Origin of the sequence: Altericroceibacterium xinjiangense (assembly GCF_003958635.1) — a bacterium.
Taxonomy (GTDB): domain Bacteria; phylum Pseudomonadota; class Alphaproteobacteria; order Sphingomonadales; family Sphingomonadaceae; genus Altericroceibacterium_A; species Altericroceibacterium_A xinjiangense.
Window position 1 is genome coordinate 1 of record NZ_RSEK01000018.1, and the last position, 21276, is coordinate 21276.

A 21276-nucleotide genomic window follows, 5' to 3' on the forward strand; every position below is an offset into this window, starting at 1 on the left:
ACAGGCCGAACACAAGACTGCACCCGACCAATGTCAAACATCAAATCAACCCTTGCAACGCGGGAGCCATCCACACAAGACATTAGGGCGAGAGCACATCAACCGTATCCAGGCGCTCTTGCCGTTCTCATGAGTTTACGCGTACTTTCCACTGAGCGGTAAGGGAGCACGCTCAGAGGGGCTTCAACATGCGACATCGCGCACTGATCTTTGGCCTGCTTTTGGCTGTCTCGTGGGCGCCGGCATTGGGCCAGTTTGTTGGACCGTATACATCACATCGCTTGTTGCCCGATCCCATCCTGAAGCCGCCGATTGCATCCCCCGAACGTCTCGAACACGGCAGGAAAAACTGGCAGAAGATCAACTTCTACGCGACGGAGGCGGATCGTCCGGCACCGCTAGTGGTAGCTGTCACCGGAAACGTCTGGAAGGGCTGGGGGTCGGACCCGATGTGGATCCAGCATCGTCTGAACGAAGAAGGATACTCGGTCGCCGTTGTTCCCTTTGGCGAAAGCTCACCAAAGGCTTCGGAGGTCGCTGAGTACTATGCCTCTGCGATTGCCTTCCTTCGGGAAAAGGCGTCCGAGCTGGACATCGATCCCGATCGCATCGTGCTGATGGGGACGGGTGATGGTGCGCACTTTGCGGCGCTACTCGGCACCGATCCGCGGTTCCTGGAAAACGCGGGCGTACCTTTCGGAAGCCTGCAAGGCATTGTCGGCATAAACGGCACCGGTTTTGACATCCCCCGCCGCGCTGAGGAAAGCGATTTTCTGAAGTCGCAATATCGCCGCACATTCGGGAGAAGCCCAGCCGACCAGCGCCGCCTGTCGCCTGTAGTACATCTCGATCCGCCGAACGCCCCTGCGTTCCTGATGATGGCGCAAGAGGACGATCGGGATGCACGGCCCCAAACGAAAGAGATGGCTGAAGCGCTGAAGAAAGCCGGGATCGAGACTCAGTTCATTGAACTGCCCGCTTTCAAGAAAGAACGGCAGGACACCTACTTCCTAGCCGAACCGGAGGGGGCAGGAAGTGAGCTGCTTTCCTTTCTTCGAACGCAATTCGGTGTCGAGGCGCTGGACCGCCCCGGCAGTCTCTGAGACTCGGCACACGGGCCATCCTCTCCCTTCCACGGGGCTCCTTGTGCCCTGAAGAAAAGGCTCCGCATTCAGCCGGCACGATGTCCGCAAATGTCCGTCTTCGACCCTTTGGCGACGTTCATGCGAAGGTCTGAAACGGTTCAGCCATCATTAGTGGCAGACTACTCGGCGCAGCGGGTTTGCAAGATTCCGTAAAGGACTGGATGTGGCAAACCCCATGTCAGCTTGCTCTTGGCGTTGGCCTGACAAAAGCGGGTTTCGAGATACTAATGGAACGGAAGAATGCGCCAGCCTACCATGTTTTGGTCATCAAACATCTAGTAAGGCAGCTTACTTAGCCTTTTAGTGTCGTGATAACCGATCAAGAACGCCTCTGCTGCTTCTCCTCTACCGACAACATGTATGTAAAATTTGGCCTGAAATGCTCCGAAGCCTTCACGTCCTTCTAAAGGATGTGCTGCAATCTCCCTTCGCATCTCTCGGTTCGTTGCGCGTGAAGAATGAACGTTCTTCAAAGGGTGAAATATGCATCCAGGTCTAAATAGTAGCGGCGGAGATGCGAGGTTATCCTCTCTCCGGACGAGAGCAATAAGTTCTATCGTGTTTTGTCCAGGCTCGTACCCATGGAGCATATCTCGGCAGGTTGGCTCTTCAGGCGTACACGCCGAGAGCACCATCACGATCAAAAGCGGGTGCAAACCACGCCCCACTAGGACGAAGGGTCGCTTCAATGCTCCTCCCCACCCACTCCGCCGAGCATTAAGCCTGACTCCAGCATGTTAACACGTTCGCGGTGAATATGCCGATCATGACGGATCATTATGACTGAATGCGCGATCTTGGCAACGTCCGCTTCCCACCCATTGCGAACATCAGACTTCCACCGTCTCGAAAGTCGGCGGCCTTGAACAAACTACATCCATGCAAGCGTTGCCGGTGAGGAACCTATAGTGCTGCGTCGGGCCCTCGACAGATTTCCAGCCCTCTGATTGAGCCGCATGGAATGCATCACCTTCAACCAGATAGGCGAAGTGATCGCGAACCAGTCCTTTCCACTCGGCAGGGTCAGTCTCAGTGCTTAACGCGAAATCGTCCAAGATCCGAACGATTACGGAGCCGAAAAACCGAACCCTCAGGACGCGCTTCTCATCGGGAAAATCCCATTCAGCTACGTTGGCGTGCCAGTCGAAAGAGCGAAGGTCCGCGAGATAGCTGTCCCACGTCACGCCGCAATCAAAAGGTGTGTATTGGATCATGCCGCTTATCTAGCAGTGTGCTGGCAGGAGGGACATTCTGGAAGCGGGAATGGCCGCTTGCCACCCGTTTGCGACATTCGGCTGAACGGTCTGAACGCGACCCGTTGCGGACATTTAAAGCCTGCTTACACTCACGAGCATGACCCTACTCGGAGCAATGATGGCCGTCTTCATCGCCGCGTGGTGCATCATGGTCGCAGCGTGGTTCTACACCGTCAAACATTGGAATTCGCCCTCGCGTGATGACCGCCGGAAGGGCATCGTCGGAATGGCCATTACCGTGGGGGCAGCGGCACTTGGGGCTGTGTCGGGGTTGGTAGTCGAGTTCATCGGCGGGGGCTGGTAAGCAGATCGGCGCAACGCCCGCTTCCCCATCCGTTGCGGACGTTCATGCGAGGGCGGTGGAGGGGCAGAATGACTTTCTTTCGTTTCGGCCACCGGCGAACGAAAGTCCCTGCGCGCCTGGAGGACCGCTCAGGAAAACTTGTCGGCGCGGCGCTGTCCGGTCAAGAGCCCAGCCTCCAGCCGCGTGCGCAAAGCCGCGTAATAGTCGGCCAGAAAGCCGGGATCGTCGCCGTCGTCAGCGATGCCAGCCTTGGCGCGGATCGCACACGCGACCGTGGCCATACTATCGGCGCGCCCGCCACGCAGGACGTCTTCCAGCGTGTGCAGTTCGTAGATGCCGTAGAGGGAAAGCGCCTCATCAGAAAACTGCCGCCGTCCCGCAACAGCGGAGTCGAGCACCTCCGGAACAAGCCTGGCTTCCCGTGTCTGGACGACCCATGTGCCGGCGACCAAGTCCCCGACGCGCAGGCGATCGCGGTTGAACAGCGGAAAGAACAGGAAGGTGCCGCTCCAGATGAGCGCGAACAGGATCAGAAACCGGTCGGCCGTGCCTTCTGCCGCCTCTGTGCCGAGGAACGACAGGGGCAGGAAGACTTCAATTTCGCGCATAGCATTTCGCGCAATCACCGCCGCCGCCGTCAATCGTGCTCCGTCGCGGGCCACGACGCGCAGGCCGAGCAGGCGCTTGCCGGGTGTGCCCCCCCGCGAGCCCATCTCAAAAACGACGAACCAGCCGACACGCAGGAAGAAGAAGCCGACGAGCCAGAGGGTCAGAGCGACATCCGGGCCGCTCCCGAGATAGATCAGGGCCAGAGTTGCGGCGATCAGTAGCGCCATCAGGATAAGCGCATCGATCAGGAAGGCCGCAGCACGTGCTGCTGCCGAGCCAAGCTCCAGCTTAAGGTCGACGCCTTCCGGCGTTACAAAGCCGCGCTTCAGGCTGCGTGGGGCGAGCATGCTCAAGCCCTTCGGCCTCCCCAAAGATAGAAGTAGATGATCCAGCCCGTCAGCATGGCGGTGCCTATGATGAACCGCGCAACGTCTCCGGTCACGGTCTGCCGTCCGATTCCCTCCAGTATACCGGCGACCAGAAGCATCAGCACCACGCCGGCCATCGCGGTTCCCGCCTGGCGGCCTGCGAGGACGGCCGACTCCATCCGCATCACGCGCCCCGGGAAGGCGACTGCCATACCGATCCGAATACCCGCCGCTCCCGCGACAGCGACGGCGAACAGCTCAGTGGTCCCGTGGATCATCAGCCAGGCGGTAAAGTTAATACCGAGGCCTTGGGTCTGGAACACGGCGAACATCGCGCCGAGAGAGAGCCCGTTATAGAGGATCAGCAGGACTGTCGGGACCGCAAAGGCAAAGCCCAGCGCGAAGGCGAAGATCGCCACTTGGCTGTTGTGCGTGAATAGGTACGTGGCGAAAGTGACGAGCATGCCGTCCCCGCTGTCGTACAAGGTCGCACGGAGGTGTTCCTGCGAGGCGGAAGGATCGCGTCCGCTGGCCAGATCGCCCGCAATGATGGCGTAGAACCACTCCGGGGCGGAACGGACCAGGAGAAAGGCCGCAGTCGCGGCTAGAAGCATGAGCACGGCGCTGACGAGCGTTTCGCGCCACAGGCCGCGAACCGCCGTTGGCCAGGCGTGCGCGAAGAAGGAAGCGAGTTGCCGCCGTACGGGGGCTTGGACGCCGTAGATCTGAAAATACGCACGGGTGCAGAGCTGTTCGAGATAAATGATCAGCGACCGGTCGAGTGAGGTATCCCTCGCTACCGATAGGGAGGAAAGCGTTGTGCGGTAGAGCCCCGGCAGGGCCAGCAAATCCTCGTCACCGAGTGCGCGGACCGAGCGCTTCTCCATGCGGGTGATCAGCGCATCGAGCCGCTCCCATTCCGCCTGGTGTATGCTGCGGAACCGATCAGCGTTGATCAGGGGTCCGCCGGGTAATTGCCGAGCTGCGGCGCTCACAGCAGGTTTCTCCGCTTTAGGTCGATATAGCCTTCGACCAATCGCTCGCCGACGCAGTCGTATTCGCTCTCGATGACGTGGACGCCGAGGTGCTGCAGCCGTCCGAGGACGGTCCGCCGCTGCTTTAGCAGGGCCGCGGCCGTGACCGTGCGCGTCACATCCTCAGGGGATTGCGGTTCGCGCGCGGCTGCGCTCTCCAGTTCCTCATCACGCAGCACTATGACCAGCAGCAGATGCGTCTCGACTGCAAGGCGCGCCGCGCGGACGAGGAAATCGGCCGAGATGCTGTCGGTGAACTCCGTAAACAGGACAATCATCGAGCGCCGGGTGAGACGCTTCGCCAGCGTGGTGAGCGCGAACGCGTAGTTGGTCTCGTGCCCGCTATAGTCGATCCCCGCGGCGATATCTTCCAGTTGACGAAAAGCGGCTGTGCCGGACACGGTGCCGCTGGCGATGCGCGGGCGGGAATCGAAGCTGTAGAGCGCCACTCGATCACCCGTCTTCAGTGCCACCCAAGCCGTCAGCAGCATGGCCGAAACTGCCCGGTCGACCCTCGGCAGACCGCCGACTGGCTCCGACATCTGTCGGCCGCTATCGATCGCGAAGATTACCTGATTGTTCCGCTCGCTCCGGTAGCGGCGGGCATGCAGCTTCACGTGCCGCGCCGACTGCTTCCAGTCGATCGTGCGCCGGTCCATGCCATGCTGGAACTCAACAAGCGCATCGAAATCCGAACCATCGCCCCGCTCCAGCTGCGCGACGAGGCCCTGCAGGGCATGACGCTGGAAGATGGCCGCCCCCTTGCTATGAGCGAGGCGCGCGTCCGGGAGTATGGCAATGCTTTTGTCCATGTCATGCACCGTCTGCCGCCACACCAGGCCAAGCGGACTTTTCCAGCGCAGCCATAACCGGTCGAAATACGCCAATCCGCGCCGCGCCATCGTCAGCGGCAGTCCGGCGGCGCCGCGCCCGTCTTCGAGCCTGATGAGCAGCCGTCCATCGTTGTCTGCTGTAACCAGGGGAGAGGGGCTGAGTGCCGCCTCGACTGCGCTGGGCGGCCTACCGACGCTACTCTCGACGACAAGGGTGGCCTCCCGGACTTCGCCGACATAGGCGCGCTCCGGCAGGCTGATCCGGCCGGTGATATTTCGGGGTGCCTGGATCGCGTCGATCATGCAGAGGAGCAGCACGGTCAGCGGCATGGCGAACCCCAGTTCCCATCGCGCCGGCAGCACGGCGGTAACCACAAGCGCAACGGGCGCGCCCGCAGCGGCCGCCAGCACCGCCTTGCGGGTCGGGTAGATCAACGGGGAACCTCGATGCCTTCGATGATCCCGCTGACCACGTCTTCGGTCCGACGCCCGTTGATCTCCGCCGCCGGCGAGAGGATCAGGCGATGACGGAGCAGCGGCGGGGCGAGGATCTTGACGTCGTCCGGGATGACGAAGTCGCGCCCGTCGAGCGCGGCGCGTGCTCTTGCGGCGGTCGCAAGCATGGATCCGGCACGGGGCGATGCGCCGCTCTCCAGATCCGCGATCTCGCGCGTTCCGCGGATAAGCGCGGCAATGTAATCGATCACCTCGTCGGCCAGCCTGATCCCAGCGACAGCATTCATGGCTGCGCCTATAGTGGCGGGATCGGCTCTCGCTTCGATGCCCCAGCTCCCGGGCTCCATCGCATTGTGCCGGCCGCCATGCGTTGCGATGATCCGTCGTTCCTCCTCGGCGCTAGGATAACCGACTTTCTCCTTGAAGAGGAAACGGTCGAGCTGCGCCTCCGGAAGGGGGTAGACGCCCTGCTGTTCGATCGGGTTCTGCGTCGCTACGACCATGAAGCGGTCACTGAGCTTGAGGCTCTCGCCATCGACTGTCACCCGGCGCTCCTGCATCGCCTCAAGCAGTGCAGCTTGGGTCTTGGGAGGAGTGCGGTTGATTTCGTCGGCCAAGAGAAGCTCGGTGAAGATCGGCCCGCGCGTGAGTGTGAAGCTCGAGGTCCTGAAGTCGAACAGGTTTGCGCCGATGATGTCGCCTGGCATCAGGTCGGGCGTGAACTGGATCCGGCCGAACTGGAGGCCCAGTGAATGGGCGAAAGCATTGGCGAGGAGGGTCTTGGCGGTTCCGGGTGGCCCTTCGAGCAGCATGTGCCCACCCGAAAGCAGGGCGACCAGCATCAGATCGACCGTCCCGGCGTGCCCCACGACGACCTTGGCCACTTCTTCCCTGATCGCAGAGCCCAGGGATTGGACTTCCTCCAGTCTCATGGTCTTATCTCCTCAAGCCAGCGGTGCAGCGCCCGGGAGGCCTGGACCATTTCTTCACGTTGGCGGGCGGCGGAAGCCTGCTTCGCAAGTTCGGTGAACCGCCTCGTCGTCGGCAGGCGGTCGAGCCGGGCAGCGACCTCGGCAGGCGTCAGCCCGGAAGGCAGGCGCAGCAAGGTGGCGGCCTGGCCACGCACGGCGGCGGCAAAGTGGCTGCCAAGGTGCCCCTCGCGGCCTGCTCGTTTGACTAGTGCGGCCGTGTTATCGAGCAGGGCGGCCTTCCCATAGGGGAGTGCGCGGCGCGGCGGCCGCGGCGCGCCGAAACGATGGAGCGCCTGAATTCCGGCCAGAGCCATTGCCAGCGCGATTGCGGCGGTCACTGCCACGAAGGGCGGTGACAACGCCAGCTTGAGCGGGCTGCGCGATGCACCGAGGCCATTGATGGTAACGTCGAAAAGGATGGCCTCGGCACCAGTCTCGTTGAGAAAGTCGAGCATCGCCAGTGCTGCGCGAGCTTGCGTTGCGGATCGCATGCCATGGTTGTTGAGCAGGTCAGGATCAGCCAATACGTAAAGCGGCGTACCATCGATTTCGGCCAACACGATCCGTCCTGCTTGGTCGGTGAGGACCGGTGTCAGCCCCTCCCCGGAAACCGTCTGCAGCAACTCCGGCGCATTGAACTGCATTGCTTTTGGGGCATAGCCAGGGGCGACCAGTGGCTCGCTTGCGGTTCGGACCCGGGTGACCTGCAGCTCGTGAGCCGGTGCGAGCACGCCCTCCGGTTGGAAATCGGGCGTGAGCCCCTGAATGCGAACCCAGCTTGGCTCTTCGGGATCGTCGACCGCAGCCCATTTCGGAAGCACGACCAGCGTCGCATAGGGGCCCCGACGCTCCAAAATCGGGCCGAGGTCGTCCGTGCCGGATCCGGGAGTCACGACCAGCAGGCTGTAGTCCCTGAGCAAGTCGCCCGAGCGCAGGACCTGCGGGTTACGGCCGGTCAGCTCGGCGAGTTCAACGATCGCGCGGAAGCCCGTTGCCGAGTTCGACAGCGCGTGAGAACCCCCGTCATCCCCTGACCGCAGATCGGGTGCATATGCGCCCAGCACGAGCATCACGAGAAAGGCCAGCACACCCACGGCGGTGATCAACAGGACCGTGCGGCGTTTGAAGCTATCCTCCGGCGGGGCAGTCACCCCCATCGCAACCTCGCTCATGTGCGCCACGCCCGCGGCAAGATGAATTCGGCGTAATTGCTCCGCGCCCCCTGCCATTCGGCCTGGCTCACCGGCCTTCCGCCGAAAAGGCTGCGCTCGACCAAGCGCGCAATGTTACCGAACAGGTGCCGCGCAGCCGGCGGCAGGCATTCCGCCGCGGCAAGCTCGCGGCTGGTGACCGCCGGCCGGGCAAGCGCCGGGTGGCGTCGGGCGATGTCCTCGGCAGATCGGAGCAGCAAGTGGTGAACTGCCTCTTCGTACCGCCCTTCCGCGGCCAGCAAATCGGCCTCCCCGAGCCAGGAGCGGGCGGATGCTGCCTCGACGACTGGGGAATGCTCTCCTTCGGGCACTTCCGCGCCCAAGGCGAAGCGGCGCCTGGGCCACGGCCACCGGCCCTCGCGCAAGCGCTTGACGATGGTCCAGAGCAGCGCTGCCGCCAGTGCCACCAGCAGTGCGATCAGGATCATGCGGGCGAGCGGCGCATCGGGCAGCACGTTGTCTAACCACCCAAAGAAGCGGCTGATCGGCGAAAAAGCCCACTCGATCCATTCGGAAAGCGTCCTGAGCCAGCCTGGGATCTGGGGCAGCTCGTCCGGCGGAACCAAGTCGAACTGGATCGCGCTATCTCGCACGACCGCTCCATGCGCAGCCGCGAACCGATCAGCCTCATCCCCACCCTTGGCCGCCACCGATGAAACGTTGCCCTCCCCCGTCCAGCCGAGCTTAGCCGAACCGCAGCCCTTCGCAACCAAATTGGGCTGGACAGTAACGAAGGTGCGCGTCAGTTTGTTTTACTTTAGGGGGGAGGGATCGGTCATGGCTACGTCTGCAGCAGAGGTGAGGGACGGTCAGGTTTTGATTGGCCGGGTATTCAGCAGGGCATTCTCGACTGTTAGCGCCAATCCGCTCGTTACGCTGACAGTCGCCTTCATCATCGGAGCAATCCCGAGTACCGCGGCCTCTTTCTTTATCACGCGCACGATGTTTGTGGCGGAGGAGGAGACCGGCATCTTTTTGGCCATGGGAGCCCTCGGCTGGATCGTGAGTCTTGCGATCATCATGCTGACGCAAGCGGCCCTAACCCGGGTCACGGTGATGTACGCGCACGGCCAGGAGGCAAGCCTGGGCGAATGCCTGCGCGCCGGCATGGCCGTGCTCCCGCAACTAATGATACTGGCGCTCCTGATCGGGATTGCCGTGGGGATCGGAATGGTCTTCCTGATCGTGCCGGGGGTCATTCTCTACTGCATTTGGGCGGTCGCTACACCCGCAGTCGTGGAGGAACGCTCTGGGATCCTGGGCTCGCTCGGGCGCAGCCGCCAGCTGACCAAGGGCTTTCGGTGGCGCGTCTTCGGGATCAGCCTGATCCTGGTGGTGCTCTATTATCTTCTTTTGGCCGTTCTTACGGCCGTCGACGCAGAGGCAATCACCGGCCTCGCAATGATGCAGGGCGATACCTTGCCGCTCAGCTTCTTCATCTACACTGCAGCCCTAAGTACGCTCACGAATTTAGTCTGGGGCACCGTACAGGCTTCGCTCTTCGTCGAATTGCGCGAGGCGAAAGAGGGCGCGCAGCACGGGCAACTCGAGCATGTTTTTGCCTGAAGGTGAGCGGGCGCCTACTGACGGCGGCCCATCTCTGCGGGTGGACTCGAATTTGTGCCTCCTTCCGCCGCAATCGGCCAGTTGACCCGATGCTGCTTTCGGCTTTTTCGGGTCTGCCGAAAGCTTAGGCCGGCCTTCGACCCACGGCATTCCGGAGACCCGCTCCTTCCTTGCCCAAGGTCTGAAAACCACCCTTTCGCGACATTCGCACGAGGTCTGAAATCGACCCATTGAGGACCTTCGCCTAAGGCGACAATGTGGGCCTATGTGGCTTCGGGTTCATGTTGCAGAGTGGGAGACCCCATACCGCCAGTTAATTTACTGGTTTGTCGCCGCTTTAGCCTTCTTTGTCGCTATCTCGACTGTGCTGTGGTTCGGCGGATTTGCCGGAGTTCCGTTCGCCTTTCTCGCCGCATTTGTCTTGGTCGTAAGCTGGCTGATCTTACTGCTGTTGGGCCTGAAGGCTGCTTGGGTTCGACGGCGCGAACCTAGAAAGGCCCTCTGCGCAGGAGCAGCACCGGTCGGAGCATTCGGGTTGGCCCTCGCATTGGCGCTTCCGACCACGTGGGCAGTTGCTTGGGCCTTCGATTGGGCTTTCTTCCTCAGCAATCACGCAAGCTATCGAGAGGTCGTCCGACTCACAGAGGAAGGGCGGTTCGACGCCAGCGTGGGAGAGCATCAGGAGCACGAAGGGATCATGTTCTTGCTCGATGCGGGTCCGCCACGTCGAGTGGCCTTTCCCATGCCAGGTGGCTTCCTCGATAACTGGTCCGGCTTGATTTACGATCCGACTGGAGAGGTCATGTTGGCAGACGGCTTTGATTCAGAGACTGGCGAGTTTGCGGCACCGGAGCGGATCACAAAACTATTCTACGGTGACATTGTGTCCTGTCGGCACATGCTGGACAGCTTCTACAACTGCTCTTTCACCTGACGTCTGCTTCCCACCCACTTGCGACATTGATCGCGATGGTCTGACAGCGACCCATTGCGGATATTCGATTGAGGGCAGCTTTGCGCCCTGATTTTTGCGGTTCAGGGCAACGAGTGGCCAACCCGAAACCGGTCGTTTGTTCAGCTTCCTGCTAAATGTCGGCACGAATTATGCCGATTTTCAGGTGGGTCCCGTAATTGACGCCAACTGTTTGTTGCTTCAGGAAATGCCTGTGGCCTAAAGATGCCAAGTTGTCTGTGGGGGGATTGATGCGTTTCCAGGAATTGCTGGCTTGTACCGCGATGGTCAGCTTGCTGTCGAGTTGTGGAGGCGATTCGGTTGCCAGTACGCCGGCACCGCCATCCAGTCCAACACCCACCACCAATGCAACGCTTACAGACCTCCAGTACAGCCAGAGCTTCCAGAATGATGCCGCCGCGATCGGCGCTTCCTGGGACCTGACGACCAAGACGGGAATCAGCAGCAGCGCCAAATCCGCCAAACTGAACATCGCATACGATGCGCAGACGAATGGCTATACCATTTCGACCGACGGCTACTCCCAAACGTTTCTTCCGGCAGACCAGATTTCTTCGGATGATTATGACACGAAGTATGCCAAGGACAATGCCTACCTGACATTGACCTCCAAGGGCTACGCCGCTGGTCTCGTCACCAAATATGTTCGAGGGGGCCTGCTGCAGCACAACAGCGTGAACGGCTCGACTCAGAACACTGACCTGACCAGCTTCACCTACGGTCTGCCGACCAACGCAACAGCGACCCCGCGCACCGGCTCCGCCGCCTTCGCCACGGAAGCCTTCGGCGCCGTCACCGCGCCCGGCGAGGAGCCGAAGTCGTTTCAGGGTGCAGGTCAGATCGACATCGACTTTGCGCTGGGCGTGTTCCGCGGCCACAGTTATCTGACCGAATACAGCCTGGTCGGAGAAGGCAACACTTCGGGCGGCGGGATCGAACTGACCACGGTCGGCCAGCTTTCGTCGGACGGTGCGGGACTGAGCGGTACCGCCATCTATGGGGGCTGGGACGGCGAGGTCGCTACCGACCTGACCGGCAGCCTTTACGGTCCCTCGGGACAGGAGCTGGGCGCGACGTTCAGCGGCCAGAATGCGGATGGTATGTCCGTGACCGGCTCAATCGTGGGTCAACGGGACAGCACTCTCACGCCGGCCAACCTGTCCTTCGCGAACATGACCCAGGAACAGACCTTCTACACGCGGATGTCACAATATGCGGGAGGAATTCTGACATGGCAGAATAGCGAAACGTTCCTCTACTCGGGCTACTCGTCGGCCGAATCGGGCGGACAGTTCACGATCGCCGATAAGGTGGACGGAAGGCCCAATTTTACCACCTATCAGAAGACGTTCCCCAATGATTACTACGGCACGCAGGACGTCACGCTGGAGCTGTACAAGACAGGTTCTTCCAATTCGGAACTGGCGCTCACGTACGCGAGTTTCGGGCAATGGCAGGGTTCGCTGCCGGCCAGCTACAACGGTCCGGCAAGCCACTGGTTCATCTATGGCTTTGCGACTCCGAACAGTGCCCTCGCGAGCCGCACCGGATCGGCCAGCTACGAAGGAGTTGCCTATGCCAGGGGCACTGGTAGTGCCGGCGAGCGGTATGATGTCAGCGGTACGTCGAGGCTTGCGGTCGACTTCGGTTCGGACACCTTCACGGGCGCGCTAGCGCTGACTGGTCGCGACACCACCACCGATGCCGCGGCGGATTTCGGTTCCACGGCCTTTTCGGGCACTTTGAACAACCGCTCCAGTACATTGACGGGCGATTTCAGCGCAGGCGGCGCATTGGGCAGCGCGATCTACGGTCAGTTCTTCGGCCCAAGCGGGCAGGAACTGGCCGGGACCTTTGTGTTCAATGTACCGGAAGGCGCCGCCGCAGCCGGAACCAACATCAATGGCGTCTTTGCCGCCACGCGGAATTAGTCGCGGCGATCTGACGTGCTTGTCAGTATTGCGGCTGCGGCCGCCCCGTTAACACTAGCGGCCGCTACTCAGGCGGCCGCAACTCCGGCGCTGCCGCTTGGTGCTCCGGTGCGCTCGCGTGAGCTCTCCGCGATCGAGGTCTTCGCCGTCGCCGAGCGCGCCCAGAGCGCGGGGCAGAATGAGGAGGCGATCCGGCTCTATGATGCTCTGACGCAGGATCGCAATGCCGACGTGCGCGCCGAAGCCCGGTTCCGAAAGGGCATGCTGCTCGCCGCCCTCACGCGCTATCGCGAGGCGGCAACGACCTTTCGCGCGCTGCTCGACGAAAAGCCGGATGCCGCCCGCGTGCGGTTGGAAATGGCAAGGGTTCTGGCGCTGATGGGAGACGAGAGCGGAGCCCGGCGGGAGTTGCGGCAGGTACAGGCTACCGGGGTGCCGGAACAGGTGGCCCGCGCTGTGGGTCAGTTTGACGCGGCGCTGCGGTCGCACAAGCGCGCCGGACTGCGGCTGGAATTTGCACTCGCGCCCGATACCAACATAAACCGGGCGACGGAGGTTCGTACGATCAATACCGTTATTGCTCCGTTGACGCTCTCCAGCGATGCGCGGGCCCAGTCAGGGCTTGGGGTGCGCCTGTCGGGTGAGGGGTACTGGAAGATCCCAGTCGGTGCAGGCATCAGTGTTGTGCCCCGGATCAACAGCCTCGCCACTTTTTATAGCAAGAGCGAATTCAACGACATCACGACGACGGCTCTGGTCGGTCTGGAGGTGCAAGGAAAGCACGACCGATTCAGCCCCTCGATTGGACACGGCTGGCGCAGGTACGGCAAGCGGTCCTACATGCACACCGACGTCGCCACGCTGGAATGGATTCACGCACTAGGTCGACGGGCGCAGCTGAACGGTTCGGTGAGCGCAGCTACGACCGACTACCAGCTCAATGACCTGCAGGACGGCGCGCTTTATTCCGTAAGTGCGGGTGTCGAGCGGGCCCTCTCGGCCCGCAGCGGCATCAGCGCGACGCTGACGGCCACGCGCCAGACCGCACGCGATCCTGGCTATGCGACTGCTTCGGGAGGTGTTCGTCTGCTGGGCTGGCGCGAGGCCGGGCGCACCACGTTGTTTGCCGCGGCCGCGCTCCAGCGGACCGAAGGGGATGCCGCCTTGGTGCTGTTCGGCGACCGCCGGCGGGAATGGTTTGCTAGCGTGCGGGCCGGGGGCACCTTTCGGGCCATGTCCGTTCGCGGCTTCGCCCCCTACGCGCGGGTTGGCTATGAGCACAATGCGTCGAGCGTTGCGCTTTACGACTACCGACGCTTCACCAGCGAGTTTGGCATAGCGCGTGCGTTTTAAGCAGATGCAAGTCGGGATTGACGGCTCGTCCGAGAATTCGGCCGGACACCAACCGGAACATAGCGATCGTCGAGTTCTTCGCAGCCAGGTTCGCGTATCGAGCGCCTTCACTGGTAGCGAACTATCTAGGCCTCCCGTTCGGGTGGTCAGCTATCACTCCTATCGTGCCTTGACCGGCCATTCCGCAAACGGCCCAATCGCCGTCATTCATCTGTTCGCGGGAATGTCCGCTTACCACCCGTTCGCGACATTCCTCCCAAGGAGTGACAGCGAGCCATTGCGGACACCTATGCGTCCGCTAACCTCGACATGTGCCAAGTCGTTACCAGCAACTCAGATACGCTACCGCGAACCTCGCGGCCTCGGCAGAGGAGCAAATCCGCTATCTGGATCGGAGCTTCGAGCCGCTCACTGGCGGCGGCCAAGCCGCTGGCTATGGGAACGACGAACTCGCGCTGGAATTCGAAGACATGCGTCGGTCAGTACAAAGCACTCCATCCGGAGCGTGAGTCACATCCCCACCGAAATGGGAATCCCAAATCCCCACAGGCCTTAGACTGACAGCACCTTTTGACTCAAGTTTCGAGGGTGCTCGCCCCGACCCTGGCCTCAGTTGCAAGGCTTGCAACTCAAGGTGCGCTTTTCGCACGTGCAGCATAGATGGTGACCGACCACTTGGTGCCGAGAAGCCAAGGGGGCGCCGCAAAGCGGGGCCGAGGCAAGGAACCGTCCATGCGCCACATTACCAGTAACGTACTTTCGTTCATCGTAGCTGTCACGACCAGCACTGCTCTGTTCGGCTGGGTGATTGTCTGACCCGGCCTATAGATTGAGCTAAGTTGCTCGCGTGAGCCTCCATTCCTATCTCTTTCAAACGCGGGAGGGGACGTGGGAGCGGAACGCCGTCTCCAGATTGAAAGAGTGTAAGAGCAATAGGTTGAGGCGGGTGGGTGGAACCCCTCCCGCTCCGCCAGCGGCCGTTGTTTTGATCGACATTTCCCTGAAACCGGCGGCCCGTTCCCATCAAGGGTCCCCAATAGGCGAAACGCTAGGAATCGCTACTGCTGGGTGTCGTGCGATCTTAAGGATCGAGCAAAGGCAGACAGGCAGCTTCCACTAATCCATCGATAATTGAGCCGGGTGGTGGATACGTTACAACCGCTTCATCAGCAGGCCAGTCGTATCTTGCAAGGACATTTCCCTCGGCATCGTAATCCACTGCGCTCAAGGTTTGATAGGCGGTTGTCTCACAATCTACCAAATAAAGCATGTTTTGCTCTCGCGCAGAGACTTCCTGGTTCTTCCTAGAATCCTTTACCACCCAAACCAATCTTGCTGAAGGCGGCCCACTTACGTTCTCCGCCTCAAGCGTCCAGAGCGTGCCATCCTCGGTAGTGGTGGAGTGAACCAGCCCTGTGGGGCGGACCGGCTGAGACGCCGGAATTGCTTCGGCGGTATCGCTGGCTGGGTTATCCTTGGGGGCACTGTCAGACGAAATGGACCAGATGGTGATCGGTCCCAAGGCGGGGTAGGGCAGGGGCATGCCTCGCCCTCGCAAACCAGCCAGTCCGTTCCGGTATTTCCATTCCTCACCCGAGGTAATCCGCCTCGTGGTGATGATGTACATTCGTTTTCCGCTCAGCTTGCGGAACGTGGAAGACCTGCTGTCTGAGCGCGGGATCGATGTCTGTCACGAGACGGTCCGGCATTGGTGGAACAGGTTTGGCCCGATGTTCGCGGCCGACATCCGCCGGCAGCGCATCTCCCGGATGCGGGGCTTTCGTCATTGGAAGTGGCATTTGGACGAGATGTACGTCCGCGTGAATAGCGAGATGGTCTACTTGTGGCGCGCCGTCGACCACGAGGGCGAAGTCCTGGAAAGCTACGTTACGAAAACCAGGGACAAAGCGGCTGCCCTGCGGTTCATGCGCAAGACGCTGAAGCGCCACGGCTCGCCTGAGGCGATCGTCACCGATGGTCTTCGCTCGTACAAAGCGGCCCTCACACAACTGGGATGCGAGCAGAAGCAGGAGACAGGCCGCGGGGCGAATAACCGGGCCGAGAACTCACACCTCCCCTTCCGACGACGAGAACGAGCGATGCTCAGGTTCAGACAGATGAAGTCACTTCAGAAGTTTGCTTCCGTCCACGCCTCTTTCGCCAACCACTTCAACTCCGAACGCCACCTCGTCGACAGACAAACTTACAAGACCCGCCGCTCGGCCGCGTTGGCCCAGTGGCAAAATCTCATGGCGTGAGGCTTGCCGCGGGTTGGGCGCACTTTGCCAAACAGAGAGCAGTTCGCATCCGACTGACAGCACCCATGCGCGGCTTTCGTCATTGGAAGTGGCACCTCGACGAGATGTACGTTCGGGTGAATGGCGAGATGGTGTACCTCTGGCGCGCCGTTGATCACGAGGGCGAGGTCCTCGAAAGCTACGTCACGAAAACCAGGGATAAAGCGGCTGCCCTGCGGTTCATGCGCAAGACGCTGAAGCGTCACGGCAAGGTGGAAGCGGTTACGACCGACGGGCTGCGCTCCTACAAGGCAGCCATGGTCGAACTCGATGCGAGCAAAAGCAGGAGACCGGCCGCTGGGCGAACAACCGGGTCGAGAACTCGCACCTGCCATTCCGAAGACGAGAGCGAGCGATGCTCCGGTTCAGACAGATGAAGTCGCTCCAGAAGTTCGCTTCAGTCCACGCCTCTTTCGCCAACCAGTTCAACTCCGAACGCCATCTCGTCGACAGGCAAACTTACAAGCAGCGCCGCGCGGCCGCTCTGGCCGAGTGGTAGAGGCTGATGGTTGAGGTGAAACCGCTCGAGGGACAACTGCTCCGAACGGAGAGCGGTTCGAATTAGACTGACACCGCCGCCACCTAGTCTTGGTGATCCCCCTCACACCGGAGAATGCGGCTCAGATCCTGGCGGATTTCGGCCGTTCTGTGCGTGTGCCGGTATCTCTGGAGAGAGAATTGGGGTGCGGATTTCAGCCCCTGTTGGCGCCCGGAGAATCCTCGCCGTCCTGCAGCGTACATCTCCTGCCATTTCGCGTCGGACGATGTGACCTTTACCGGGTGCGCAGATTTTGGTTTACATCACGGTTGCAGGGCTCTCGAACGGGCAGACTTCTGCCGATCCTGCGAGAATAGGCGAAATGAAAGCAGGGTCAATTTTCCTGTAAACAGGCCCCGCTTTTCTGTGATCAGGCCTTCTTTTTGTGTGAACAGGCGGTCTGCTCGTGAGTGTGCCTGCAGGCGCCCACTGCTTCCTTTCGACATCGAGCCGATCAGGTGACCGGCAGGTCCTTTGACCTCTCCGTGCCAGCTTCGAGAAAGATCGCATCCTTTTCCTTTGAGGCGGTCAGGTCGTGACACGACTCTGAGCTGGCCACCAAGGGATGGGCGCTGCGGGGCACTTTGCTGTGATTCACAATCGGCTTGTAAGGAAAGCATCATGGCGAGAAAACGACGTGGTCCGTGGAAGCGGCAGGAGCCCAGTAGCCTCGACGTTGGACTGGATCCGCTGTTTTCGTTCGGGGAGGGGAAGTCCGCCCGGCGCGTATCGGGAGCCGAGCTACTGTGGCGACAGCAGTTCAAGCGGGCTCTTGAAGGCGATCCGAAAGCCTTCGCCGAGATGTTGAAGATCGTGCGGATCAACGAGCGCGAACGGGAAAAGCAGCAGGGCCGCGGCCCGCTGCTGGGCAAGGAGCGACGTCCTCGGCGGTTGGTCAATGCAGAAGAAGCCCTGCAGATCCTCGGGATTGCCTGGAGGTGCAGGGGCGGAACAGTCGAGCGAGTCGGACTTGCTCCCTGGGCCTTCGAGCGAGCGGGGGAGCGGCTGTCCAAGCACGCTGCCCGGAAGGTGGACTGGTCATCTCCTTATGCGCAGCCTCTGGGTGGTCCAAGGTCCCCGCTCTACCCGCTCCATGATCAGCCTGAGGTCGAGCCCAAGCCCAAGCGCTCGGCGGAAGAAACCCGATTCCAAAAGGGTGAGAGCGGCAATCCCAAGGGGCGCCCGCCCAAGGAAAAGCTTGAGCTGCCGTTCGAGGGCTTTCTCAACGAGAAGGGCACGCTCCGCGTCAACGGTGTAGACTGCAAGCTGACGCGGCTGGAAGCGCTGATCCATCAGATGAACCTTCGGGCGATCAAGGGCGATGACAAGCTCGCAGCTATTCTGAACCGCGCCTACACCGCCGAGCACTACGCTCGCTGGTTGCGCTCGGAGCATGTCGATGTCGAGATCGTCCGCGGCGAGCAGGTCAGCATTGCGAGCGATCCGTTCGGTGACTTCCTGCAAAAGCTTGGAGTTGCGAACGGGCGCACGGTGAAGAAGCTGCTGGTAGAGCCGTGGATCGTTCTGGAAGCCCTTGAACGACTGGGGCGCGAGCTGACGGTCAAGGAACAGGAAGTGGTATTCCGCTCGACCAGCAAGGCGAAGACAGTTTGCTGGCCGGAATGGTGGACGGTGCGGCGCTAACAGAGAGCAGCCGGACGGAATGGAGAGCTCATCCATCCCATCTGGTGACCTCAGGAGACCAGCAGCGCCTTCTCCTGCTCTTCCCAATCCCACCCGAAGGCATCGGCCCTGAGGAGCGCCTGGGCATCGATCCCGGCTTTGGTGCGCCCAGTCAGGATTCCCTCGACCACGGATGGCGCAAGGAAGGCAAGCCGCACCACCCGCGTGATGTAGGAGCGAGTGACGCCTTCCTGTTTTGCAAGCGAGGTGGTGTCGAGCTTGCCTTCCGCCAGAATATCCCACCAGGCGCGGGCTTTCACGAGCAGGCGCAGCAGTGCTGGATCGCCTCCAGTCGTGGTGCTCGCCAGGGCGCCGTTGTTCTGGACCAGGCGAACGGCGCGCCCGGTGCGGGTCAGGCGTACGTTGGTGGTCAGCGTGAAGTGCTCAGGTGCGCCTTGTGCAAGGGGAATACTGACGAGCCCACTGATCGCTGCGGCTGAGACGACCAGCTCGAGCGAGGCGGCATGGACTTGCACCTTTGCCAGCAGGCGTTGAAGAAGACCGCTGCTGCTCGACTGCAGCTTTGGCCCGACCTCCTTGCAGCGGGCGACGAGCGGGATGAGTGCCGCCGGCTGCAGATCAAGCCCGGCAAGCTCAGCCAGCTGAACGGGATCATCGAACAGCGCGGCCAGTTCCTGCGCGACCACTTGCTCGACCTCTTTGGCGGGGAGGCGAATGCCGGTTCCTGATCCGTCGCCTGTCCCATGATGCAGGGCCTTGCTGACGTAGTAGCGGTAGCGCTGCTTGCCCTTTCTCGTGTGGGTCGCGACGAGCGGCTCGCCGGCTTGATCAACAATCAGACAAGCCAGTGGACTGTTCGCCGGTGCGCGCTGCTCCCGCTTGCCTTTGGTGTGCGAAGCGAGCTGGCGCTGTACTTTGTCCCACTCTTCCCGGCCAATGATGGCGGGATGATTGCCGGGATGGATGGTCTCGTGGTGGGCAATGTCGCCGACGTAGATCGGGTTCTTGAGGATGGCGTAGAGCTGCCCGCGGGAGAAGAACCCGCCGCCCAAATTCCGGCCCGTGCCAGTGATGCGCTGCGGCACGGTAATCCCCACCTCGATCAGCTGCTCCTCGACCAGGCGGACATTGCCGAGCCTGGCGTAGCGCGCGTAGATCTGACGAACGAGGGCGGCATGTTCCTCTACGATAGCAAGGCTGCGCCCATCGGGCTTGTAGCCAAGCGGGGGAACACCGCCCATCCACATGCCCTTGGCCTTGGAAGCCGCCAGCTTGTCGCGGATCCGCTCGGCCGTGACCTCCCGCTCGAACTGCGCAAATGAGAGGAGCATGTTGAGCGTCAAGCGCCCCATGCTGGTCGTGGTGTTGAACGCCTGCGTGATCGAGACGAAGCTTACGCCGGCCTTGTCGAGCATCTCGACGAGCCTGGCAAAATCGAGCAGCGAACGGGTAAGCCGGTCGACCTTGTAGACAACGATGATGTCGATCTTGTCGGCTGCGACATCGGCCAGCAGCGTCTGCAGGGCCGGGCGCTCCAGCGTGCCGCCGGAGATCCCGCCATCGTCGTAGTGCTCAGGCACAAGCTGCCAGCCTTCCGAAGCCTGGCTGAGGATGTATGCCGCACACGCATCGCGCTGGGCGTGAAGTGAGTTGAACCCTTGTTCCAGGCCTTCATCGCTCGACTTGCGGGTGTAGATTGCGCAGCGAACCGGGGTCATGCGGCTTTCTTCTGCTTGAGCCCGAAGAAAGCCGGTCCCGACCAGCGGGTCCCGGTGATTGCGCGGGCAACTTCGCTCAAGGACCGCCAGCGCTTGCCCTGCCAGCGGATTGTCTCGTCGGCCTCGATCGTGACGGTGTGCAGCACCCCTTTCCACTCGCGCATCAGGCGCTGCCTGGGGGGCGTGGCTCCTGCCTCGCTCATGCCTGCTGCCTTCGTGAGCCGCTGTTCGGTGCGCGAGGAGAGCCCGCCGTAGACATGCGTCTGAAGCTCAGCTCCAAGCGCCATACGCATGAGGGCAGCGCTGACCTTTGGGGCAGGCTTGCCGGTAAGAGAGGTCCAGCGCTGGCGCAGTTCGGCTCGCGAGCATGTGGGAAGCGCGGCCAGTTCGGCATCGAGGTCGAGGTTGGGCTTCAAGGGTGGTGGTCTCCTCTTGAGGCAAGCAGCCCTTGTGCTGCTGCCTTCACCATCTTCAGCCCCGGGCAGCTGGTGCACAGGGCCAGCGTGGGGAGTGTCCACGCCAATCTGGACCACAGACATGCCGCGTTTGCCTGCGTAGTCGAGCGCAAAGGAGAGGTGCGAGGCAAGAAAGCGGGCCAACGCCGATCGTCTCGCTTCCCTATACAAAGAAGCCTGACTGCCGCGGCCCGTCACCTTTGGGAGACAGCTTGCAAGAAGAAGACCGCGTGCGCGAGATAAGAGCTGAACGAGGCGCCAGGCTATGGATCAATGGCCGCACGAGACACATTCGTTCGAAAGGATCACTTATGCGCACCAGCCTTACTCACCCGCTTGAGATTGCGGAAGTTCAGCCCTTCGAAGACGTCGGCAAGGTCGGCCTGACCTTCTGCCCGGGCAAGAAGCAGGCCAGTGCTGCTACCGGCGCATGGGACCGCAATCTCGAGCTCGACAGCAAGCGGTGAAGGACTGGAAAGCCGCAGCGGTCGTAACCCTGGTTGAGGATCATGAACTTGCCAGCCTTGGCGTCGCTCGTCTGGGCGAGGCTGTCATCGACGAGTACATTGCCTGGTATCACTTGCCGATCCGCGATGTCGGTATTCCGACAACCT

20 protein-coding genes and 1 pseudogene are annotated in these 21276 nt (G+C 61.5%); 11 read left to right on the top strand and 10 right to left on the bottom strand.

All coding sequences use genetic code 11. The features are described from left to right. Positions 1 to 284: 284 nt before the first annotated feature. Positions 285 to 1103, top strand: coding sequence for an alpha/beta hydrolase family protein (locus ELY13_RS13315; protein WP_126174410.1), 819 nt, complete (start codon positions 285 to 287; stop codon positions 1101 to 1103). An 872-nt stretch (positions 1104 to 1975) separates the two neighbouring features. On the opposite strand, the gene ELY13_RS13320 is transcribed toward ELY13_RS13315, so the two are convergent. After that, positions 1976 to 2359 (bottom strand): hypothetical protein, encoded by a 384-nt coding sequence (locus ELY13_RS13320; protein ID WP_126174411.1) that lies wholly within the window; start codon positions 2357 to 2359, stop codon positions 1976 to 1978. Positions 2360 to 2498: 139 nt separating this feature from the next. Here ELY13_RS13320 and ELY13_RS13325 point away from each other — a divergent pair, with 139 nt between their 5' ends. After that, a complete protein-coding gene (locus ELY13_RS13325; protein WP_126174412.1) occupies positions 2499 to 2705 on the top strand; it encodes a hypothetical protein in 207 nt (68 codons plus the stop codon). Between the two features lie 128 nt (positions 2706 to 2833). Here the strand turns inward: ELY13_RS13325 and ELY13_RS13330 are convergent, their stop codons facing one another. Genes ELY13_RS13330 through ELY13_RS13355 form a run of 6 tightly spaced genes read right to left on the bottom strand, consistent with a single transcriptional unit; the run spans position 2834 to position 8780 of the window. Next, positions 2834 to 3661 carry an RDD family protein gene (locus ELY13_RS13330; protein ID WP_126174425.1) on the bottom strand — a complete coding sequence of 276 codons (828 nt, stop codon included), beginning with the start codon at positions 3659 to 3661 and terminating at the stop codon, positions 2834 to 2836. Positions 3662 to 3663: 2 nt separating this feature from the next. Then, positions 3664 to 4677, bottom strand: a complete 1014-nt coding sequence (locus ELY13_RS13335; RefSeq protein WP_241233710.1) for a stage II sporulation protein M — start codon at positions 4675 to 4677, stop codon at positions 3664 to 3666. Further along, positions 4674 to 5984: a DUF58 domain-containing protein gene (locus ELY13_RS13340; RefSeq protein ID WP_126174413.1), complete on the bottom strand. Its 1311-nt coding sequence runs from the start codon at positions 5982 to 5984 to the stop codon at positions 4674 to 4676. Before ELY13_RS13340 ends, ELY13_RS13335 begins: the two co-directional genes overlap by 4 nt. Continuing rightward, entirely contained in the window at positions 5981 to 6937 is a 957-nt protein-coding gene (locus ELY13_RS13345; RefSeq protein WP_126174414.1) for an AAA family ATPase, read from the bottom strand. The genes ELY13_RS13340 and ELY13_RS13345 overlap by 4 nt, the downstream gene beginning before the upstream one ends. Next, entirely contained in the window at positions 6934 to 8148 is a 1215-nt protein-coding gene (locus ELY13_RS13350; protein WP_206436071.1) for a hypothetical protein, read from the bottom strand. The genes ELY13_RS13345 and ELY13_RS13350 overlap by 4 nt, the downstream gene beginning before the upstream one ends. Continuing rightward, positions 8145 to 8780 (bottom strand): DUF4129 domain-containing protein, encoded by a 636-nt coding sequence (locus ELY13_RS13355; protein WP_241233711.1) that lies wholly within the window; start codon positions 8778 to 8780, stop codon positions 8145 to 8147. The genes ELY13_RS13350 and ELY13_RS13355 overlap by 4 nt, the downstream gene beginning before the upstream one ends. Positions 8781 to 8964: 184 nt before the next feature. On the opposite strand from ELY13_RS13355, the gene ELY13_RS13360 reads away from it, so the two are divergent. From ELY13_RS13360 to ELY13_RS13375, 4 genes are all read left to right on the top strand, one after another. After that, positions 8965 to 9753, top strand: a complete 789-nt coding sequence (locus ELY13_RS13360) for a YciC family protein (RefSeq protein ID WP_126174416.1) — start codon at positions 8965 to 8967, stop codon at positions 9751 to 9753. 265 nt (positions 9754 to 10018) lie between these two features. Beyond that, positions 10019 to 10687 carry a hypothetical protein gene (locus tag ELY13_RS13365; protein WP_126174417.1) on the top strand — a complete coding sequence of 223 codons (669 nt, stop codon included), beginning with the start codon at positions 10019 to 10021 and terminating at the stop codon, positions 10685 to 10687. A gap of 269 nt (positions 10688 to 10956) precedes the next feature. Continuing rightward, positions 10957 to 12657 (top strand): transferrin-binding protein-like solute binding protein, encoded by a 1701-nt coding sequence (locus ELY13_RS13370; RefSeq protein ID WP_126174418.1) that lies wholly within the window; start codon positions 10957 to 10959, stop codon positions 12655 to 12657. A gap of 15 nt (positions 12658 to 12672) precedes the next feature. Continuing rightward, positions 12673 to 14010 (top strand): surface lipoprotein assembly modifier, encoded by a 1338-nt coding sequence (locus ELY13_RS13375; RefSeq protein ID WP_126174419.1) that lies wholly within the window; start codon positions 12673 to 12675, stop codon positions 14008 to 14010. A gap of 1081 nt (positions 14011 to 15091) precedes the next feature. Here the strand turns inward: ELY13_RS13375 and ELY13_RS13380 are convergent. After that, positions 15092 to 15532: a surface-adhesin E family protein gene (locus ELY13_RS13380; RefSeq protein WP_126174420.1), complete on the bottom strand. Its 441-nt coding sequence runs from the start codon at positions 15530 to 15532 to the stop codon at positions 15092 to 15094. A gap of 19 nt (positions 15533 to 15551) precedes the next feature. On the opposite strand from ELY13_RS13380, the gene ELY13_RS13385 reads away from it, so the two are divergent. From ELY13_RS13385 to ELY13_RS13395, 4 genes and pseudogenes are all read left to right on the top strand, one after another. Beyond that, on the top strand, positions 15552 to 16268 hold the full coding sequence (locus tag ELY13_RS13385) for an IS6 family transposase (RefSeq protein WP_126174421.1): 717 nt from the start codon (positions 15552 to 15554) through the stop codon (positions 16266 to 16268). Between the two features lie 128 nt (positions 16269 to 16396). Further along, positions 16397 to 16674, top strand: a pseudogene (locus ELY13_RS15405) (DDE-type integrase/transposase/recombinase); the annotation flags it as partial. 6 nt (positions 16675 to 16680) lie between these two features. Beyond that, positions 16681 to 16806, top strand: a complete 126-nt coding sequence (locus ELY13_RS15580) for a hypothetical protein (protein WP_277600664.1) — start codon at positions 16681 to 16683, stop codon at positions 16804 to 16806. 660 nt (positions 16807 to 17466) lie between these two features. After that, entirely contained in the window at positions 17467 to 18489 is a 1023-nt protein-coding gene (locus ELY13_RS13395; protein ID WP_126174422.1) for a DUF5681 domain-containing protein, read from the top strand. A gap of 50 nt (positions 18490 to 18539) precedes the next feature. Here ELY13_RS13395 and ELY13_RS13400 read toward each other — a convergent pair whose 3' ends face one another. Both ELY13_RS13400 and ELY13_RS13405 read right to left on the bottom strand, forming a co-directional pair. Next, positions 18540 to 20207, bottom strand: a complete 1668-nt coding sequence (locus tag ELY13_RS13400) for a recombinase family protein (RefSeq protein ID WP_126174423.1) — start codon at positions 20205 to 20207, stop codon at positions 18540 to 18542. Then, positions 20204 to 20623 (bottom strand): DUF2924 domain-containing protein, encoded by a 420-nt coding sequence (locus ELY13_RS13405; protein WP_241233712.1) that lies wholly within the window; start codon positions 20621 to 20623, stop codon positions 20204 to 20206. The genes ELY13_RS13400 and ELY13_RS13405 overlap by 4 nt, the downstream gene beginning before the upstream one ends. Before the next feature lie 350 nt (positions 20624 to 20973). Here ELY13_RS13405 and ELY13_RS15080 point away from each other — a divergent pair, with 350 nt between their 5' ends. Beyond that, positions 20974 to 21129 carry a hypothetical protein gene (locus ELY13_RS15080; RefSeq protein WP_164549814.1) on the top strand — a complete coding sequence of 52 codons (156 nt, stop codon included), beginning with the start codon at positions 20974 to 20976 and terminating at the stop codon, positions 21127 to 21129. The last annotated feature ends 147 nt before the right edge of the window (positions 21130 to 21276 follow it).